Source organism: Sphingobium sp. LMA1-1-1.1 (assembly GCF_040676365.1).
Lineage (GTDB): Bacteria > Pseudomonadota > Alphaproteobacteria > Sphingomonadales > Sphingomonadaceae > Sphingobium.
This window is the reverse complement of the sequence record NZ_JBEGHS010000016.1, coordinates 1-6,397: the sequence shown is the minus strand read 5'-3', so window position 1 is coordinate 6,397 and position 6,397 is coordinate 1. Positions and strand designations below refer to the sequence as shown.

The 6,397-nt window shown below is 50.7% G+C and carries 5 protein-coding genes; all 5 read left to right on the top strand.

Annotated elements, in window-relative coordinates:
• Window positions 1–419 precede the first annotated feature (419 nt).
• The 5 genes from MRBLMA1_RS11405 (at window position 420) to MRBLMA1_RS11385 (ending at window position 6,211) form a co-directional block, all read left to right on the top strand.
• Window positions 420–1,529, top strand: a complete 1,110-nt coding sequence (locus MRBLMA1_RS11405; RefSeq protein ID WP_363736943.1) for a hypothetical protein — start codon at window positions 420–422, stop codon at window positions 1,527–1,529.
• A 5-nt stretch (window positions 1,530–1,534) separates the two neighbouring features.
• Entirely contained in the window at window positions 1,535–2,335 is an 801-nt protein-coding gene (locus MRBLMA1_RS11400) for an ABC transporter permease (protein WP_363736945.1), read from the top strand.
• Window positions 2,332–2,994 carry an ABC transporter ATP-binding protein gene (locus tag MRBLMA1_RS11395; RefSeq protein ID WP_363736941.1) on the top strand — a complete coding sequence of 221 codons (663 nt, stop codon included), beginning with the start codon at window positions 2,332–2,334 and terminating at the stop codon, window positions 2,992–2,994. The genes MRBLMA1_RS11400 and MRBLMA1_RS11395 overlap by 4 nt, the downstream gene beginning before the upstream one ends.
• Window positions 2,995–3,122: 128 nt before the next feature.
• Complete coding sequence (locus tag MRBLMA1_RS11390; RefSeq protein ID WP_363736940.1) at window positions 3,123–5,306, top strand: glycosyltransferase; 2,184 nt, start codon at window positions 3,123–3,125, stop codon at window positions 5,304–5,306.
• An 80-nt stretch (window positions 5,307–5,386) separates the two neighbouring features.
• Complete coding sequence (locus tag MRBLMA1_RS11385) at window positions 5,387–6,211, top strand: WcbI family polysaccharide biosynthesis putative acetyltransferase (protein ID WP_363736939.1); 825 nt, start codon at window positions 5,387–5,389, stop codon at window positions 6,209–6,211.
• Window positions 6,212–6,397 lie beyond the last annotated feature (186 nt).

The window sequence follows — 6,397 nt, the reverse complement described above, 5'->3', positions numbered from 1 at the left end:
AAATCGGCGCTTCAAATCCTGGGGGGCATGCCCCCCAGGATTTGATCACCCAAATGGCGGCATAAAACGACATCCGCGATGAGCTTAACTTAGCCGCCAACCTGTCCAAGAAGGCGAGGCCACCTCACACCTCAAGCCCACACCTTCATGTCCGCCATCTGTATCGCCCCAACCATCATCTTCTGACTCAATCAATGAATCCTGATCTTAGGGATTGTTCACCTTCCCAGCCCTAGGGTCAAGGCCGCCGCAAAAGCGGCAATGCCACTGCGTCGTGGGCGCGCGCGCGCAAGCTCGACGCCCTCAAGAAGTGATTGCAAACCCCTTTGATGGTGCTTAGGAGAATGTCACGAGGCTTGGCTTCACGCCTTTCCAACACCAATCTGGAGGGGCTTTAAGCCCGTAGTGAAACATAACCGATGAAACCTTTGCTGCAAAAAACAAAAGGATTGGGCTGGATATTTTTCATTACTGTCCTAATTCCAACGACTTTAGCAATATTATATTATGGCATCTTTGCTTCTGATGTGTATGTCTCTGAATCAAGTTTCATCGTCAAAAGTTCAGAACGCAAGAGTCCTTCCGGCCTTGGGTCACTCCTGGGTAGCGTAACAGGTTATTATCAAGATAATAGTGAGATATACTCAGTCCAGAATTTCGCCCTGTCACGTGATGCAGTATCACTGCTGAACAAGAATGATAGACTCGAGAAGCTTTTTTCTTCAGAAAACATAAGTGTTTTCGACCGTTTTGCGCCGCTGGGCTTTAGCGCATCAAAGGAAGATCTTTTCCGCTATTATAAACAGCATGTAACAGTTGAAATGGACAGCCGCAGTTCGCTGGCCAAAATTCGAGTGGGAGCTTATCGTCCAGAGGATGCCCAATGGATCAACCAGCAGCTTCTTGGTTTCAGCGAACAATTGGTCAACCGGCTGAACAAACGCGCGGAAACCGATCTAGTCGCCTATGCCGAGCGGACGGAACGTCAAGCCGCAGATCAAGCGCGCTCCGCCGCCCTCAAGCTGTCGGCATATCGCGACTCTCATCGCGTACTCGACCCGGAAAAGCAGGCAACCGTCCAAATCCAGTTGATCGCCAAGCTTCAGGACGACCTGATTGCCAGCCAATCGCAATTGGATCAGATTCAGGCGACCGTGCCAAATAATCCGCAGATCGAGCCACTTAAAGCGCGGATCGCCAGCATTAAGCGACAGATCGCGAGTGAATCGGGTCGAGTCACCGGGGGTTCCAATTCTTTTGCAGGTGTTGCGCCAGAGTATCAGCGGCTTCAGCTCGACAGCCAAATCGCTGATCGGCAACTCGCTACCGCGATGACCGCCGTCGCTGATGCACGCGAAGAAGCCAGTCGCAAGCGAATCTATATCGAAACCGTGGTCCAGCCAAATCGCCCTGACATTGCGATGGACCCTCGGCGGTTGAACAGCATTCTCGCAATCTTTGTCGTCGGATTGATGGCATGGGGCGTATTTTCAATGCTGTTTGCAGGCGTGCGCGAACACGGTTACTGATCTGTATGATAGACAACAGCTCTTCCGATGCCCTAAAAAGGGCGTTTCTAGTAGAAAAGCGCGTTATCAACGCACTTCTTTTGCGTGAAGTCATGACCCGTTATGGTCGACATAATATCGGTTTTCTCTGGCTGTTCGTCGAACCGATGATCTTCACATTGGGTATCGTGACCTTATGGTCGTTATTTAAGGCCAATCATGGCACCGAAATACCCATTGCCGCTTTCGCACTCACGGGCTATTCAAGCATCTTGCTGTGGCGCAACATGCCCGGCCGCTGCATCCATGCGATAGAACCTAACATGTCGTTGCTCTATCATCGCAACGTTAAGGTGATGGACATCTATATCTCCAGAATACTTTTAGAATTTCTCGGCGCATCAATGTCTTTCTTCGTTTTATCGATCATTTTCATTATGGTAGGGCTCATCCAGCCTCCCGAAGATTTGGCGAAGGTCGCCCTCGGATGGATCATGTTGGTTTGGTTCGGCTCTTCGCTGGCCCTATTCGTGGGAACATTGTCGGAGAGCTCAGAGCTTGTCGAAAAATTCTGGCATCCGGCTTCCTATCTCATCTTCCCACTGTCTGGCGCAGCATTCATTGTTGACATCCTGCCTGCCGCAGCTCAGCCCTATGTCCTGCTGCTGCCAATGGTAAATGGCGTAGAGCTGCTGCGAGATGGCTATTTCGGATCGATCATGCATGCGCATTACGACGTCGGGTACATGGCCACGTGCTGCTTGGTTCTCACCCTGTTGGGCGTTGCCCAACTTCGTCGTATCGGACGGGAGGTCATTCCGGAATGATCCGTCTCGATAATGTCTCCAAATCCTACAAGACGGGTCATGGCACCAGAGAAATCCTCAAGAACAACAATATCACGATCGAGAAACACGAGCGGATAGGCATTTTAGGCCGCAACGGCGCAGGAAAATCAACTCTCATACGCCTTATCTCGGGTGCGGAACGACCTACCACGGGCCAAATCACGCGCGAAATGACCGTATCTTGGCCGTTAGCCTTTGGTGGCGCATTCCAGTCGTCATTAACCGGCCTCGACAATCTACGCTTCATCTGTCGTATCTATGGTGTCCCCATCGAACCGCGCATTCCCTTCGTCGAGGAATTCACCGAGCTCGGTCGGTATCTGCGGGAACCGGTACGCACCTATTCTTCAGGAATGCGGGCGAGACTTTCGTTTGCTCTATCAATGGTCGTTGAATTTGACTGTTTCCTGATTGACGAAATTGTCGCGGTGGGCGACGCTCGCTTTCATGAGAAATGCCATATCGAGCTTTTTGAGAAGAGAGCCGACAGGGCAATGATCATCGTTTCCCACGATTCCTATTACATCCGAGCACATTGTCACAGAGCCGGAGTTCTAAATGATGGCACGGTTCATATGTTCGACACAGTGGATGGCGCCTTCGAATTTTACGATGAAACCCGAAGCAAGCAAGGGTAAAATTCTGAATTAATGATGAAATCGAGCATCTGCATTTTGACTTAGGATTTGGGCGCAAGCCGCAATTATGACATCAGGCGATGTAGAATGGTCGATTGGTGTTAGTTAATAATATTGGGGCGTTTGAAATGACGGATATGAGAGCTTCTTCTGTTGTGAAGAGTTACGAAGCAGAAACCATCAAGCCCACAGATACGGAGCTTGCCCATCTCGCAAAGATGAAGCGCAAAATCGGTATCGTCCGCTTGTGGCCAGGACATGCTGCCGCGGAGCACGAAAGCATCGAACGGTACCGTTTCGCCTGCTCGCTGATCGGCGTTGAACTGATAGAAGTCGATCGACTGGGCAATCTGCTTCATGGAGAACACCGCCGGATCACACAAGATGATGTTGATTTCGTTATATCTCTCCATTTCGAAACACCTAAAGCTTACGACTGCTTTTCTTGGGCAGCATTGTGGAATCCGGTCGATTTCTATGTCGATTGGGGCTTCAATACCTTCGCTGATCATCAATTTTCCCATGATGGCTATTTTTCTTGCTCATCACCTGTTATTGAACGTTTCGCGCGTCAGGAACTGGGCAAGCGTTATGACGAAGTAGCTCACGCTACCGTCAATCACACGCTGTCGGGCCCAGTCTTCAGCGCGCGAGAGCGCGATGATCGTCGCTTGGTCTATTGCGGTATCAACTGGGAACGCCTGTCCAACAAGCCTGGCCGCTTTGACCACTTGCTCAGTCCGCTGGACAAGGCTGGCGTGCTGGACATCTTCGGACCGGAAGTCATTCAGGGTACGCGGGTTTGGGAAGGTTTCGACGGTTACAAACGCGAGGTACCTTTCGACGGAAAGTCGCTAATCCGTGAAATCGCCATGTCCGGTGCAGTACTTGCTCTGTCGTCCAATGCGCATCTACGCTCCCAGGTGATGACGAGCCGCCTTTTCGAGGGCGCAGCCGCTGGGGCTTTGGTCATGGCCGACGCTAATGGCTTTGTTGAGCGCTATTTCGCCGACGTGACCGTCCCTATCGAAATCACCGGTGAGGCGTCGAAAGATGGCGCGAAGATTATCGCAGCGCTCGAACATTACAACCATAACCCAGACGAGGCATTCAAGCTCGCCAAGTCGCTCCAAGATCGCTACATTGATAGCTACATGCTGCATAAGCAATTGCTGGATGTGTATCAGCAGTATATTCTGAAGCAAGCTCAACGATCGACCATCCGCAAGTCGACCAAAGATAAGGTCGGCTATGTTATCCTATGGCTCGATCGTAAACAGCAGTTCCCGAGACAGGCGATCGCATCGATTGAAAAGCAGACGGGTTGCGAAGCCTTCATTCGGGTCGTGACAGTCGGCAAAGGTAGTGGAGAGAATATTCATCTCCCCAAGGTTGATGAGGGTATCGACCTCGATATCGTTTATGTTGATGACGCCTATGACAAGCCTAATACGGTCGGCAACATGCTTCTGAATGTCATCGATAACCTACCTAAAGATGTTAAGCTTATATCGGTGATGACCTCTGGTTGCGATCTGTTCAGTGATTATGCCGTCGAGATGAGTCGGGCTGCACGTGATAATGATACGGGCGCAGTTTGCGCCATCATCTCACGGCACTATGATCCCGCCGAATATGTAATGAGTGGTACCGAATATGCCGATTATTGGCGCCCGCGTGCCACCAACCAGACCTTCCCACTCGCATCATCGCACATGCTGCTGAAGCGCGACTTCCTTGAGCGCAACGGCGGGGTGATCCAGATGTTGGCTTACGACGCGCTGGTTACCTATTTTGCGCGCTTTGTCGGCGAGATGACCGTGGTGGATTCACCGCTGGCTCGCTTTGATCTCAAAATTCATGAACGCGCTCATCGCCTGTCGGAATCGCCCTATCCAGATAGCAGCATTTTCTTGAATCGTTATAAAGGCAACAAGACCACCGAACAAGTTTCCGCCGAAGCCACAGCATTGGTTGAAAGTAAATCGAATGGCGACGTGGACGCCTTCGTCGCCCGTTTCAAATCAAGCCCCAACGCAAATATCAGCTTCTTTGGCCGTATGTCACACCGCATCACACTCAAGAAAGCGCGCCAGTACGCACGCTTGAGCCAGTGGGATATGGCGGAGCGCTGCTACGCTACGATCATCTCCACGGGCGGCTCAAGCGCAAAAATATGGAAGCAATATGGCCACTCTCTGAAGGAGCAAGGGCTGATCGGTCCGGCGCGCTATAGTTATCGCGTTGCCGCAGATCTTGATCCCGATGACGCTGACACACGCCAGCATCTTCTATATATTCAAGGAAAGTAAAGATTATTTTTCCTATCGCGCCTTAAAATTAGACAATAATTTTACTTGGCGGGATTGAGATAAATATTGAGGTTCCTAAAATGAAGTACATTTTTTTCGGAAATTGCCAAGTAAATCAGATTTATTGTAGCTTTACCGGTGTAAAGAATTCCGTATTCGGAGATGATGTCGAATTAGAATTTGTGGACGGCAATACCCCAGGATGCCTTGAGGTATTGGAAGCATCGTTGCAAACGGCTGACGCGCTCGTGTGGCAGGGCCGGGCAGAGTTTAAGGATCCACCGCCTTTTGCAGGTCACACCTTACGGCTGCCGACCATCTATTTCTCCACACTGTGGCCCTTCGATGGCGGGGATCCGGCGGTCGACGCACTGCCAGAATCACCGCCGCGTGTTCCCCGCGGTGACAGCTTCATCCGAGAAAGCATGGCTGCGGGTAAATCAGTTGAACAAGTCTATTGGGAATATCGCCAACTTTATATTCCAGCCCGCATGGATATTAAGAGTCTGTTCGAACGAGAACTGGAAACTCAGCACAAGAAAGATAAATTCTGTGACCTAGGCGTTGCCGACTATATCGCAGACAATATGCTGAGCCATCGCCTGTTTTCGATGGCATGGCACCCGACCAACGAATTATTACGGGCATTGCATGATCAGCCCGTTCTCTGGGATTTTTTTGATCTAGATGACGTGCAGGCAGCTTTAGTGCTGAAACACTGGGCTGGCGGAGAACAATTACAGCCCGACGTCCCAATTCACCCATCAGTGATCGAACATATGAACCTGCAATGGCGGGTTTCCGAATATAATCATTTTGGCGAAGGTCGCCAGTTCGACGATTGGCTGATCCGGTATCTTTCGATCTATGATCCGGAGATCGAGGCAAAGGTCAGGACAGCCTGAGCGCAACAATGGGATATCTCCTTTGATTGTAATCCGAACGTTTTCGCTTAGCCTTCTTTTTATACCAACGAGCATTAATCGGTACCCATGTGCCCATTGGCGCAAATCGATGGACATGATGCGCCAAGGTTGATTGACGAGGCTGTTCCAGGCGAAGCAGCAGTGGTCGACGATGTCATCGTAGGA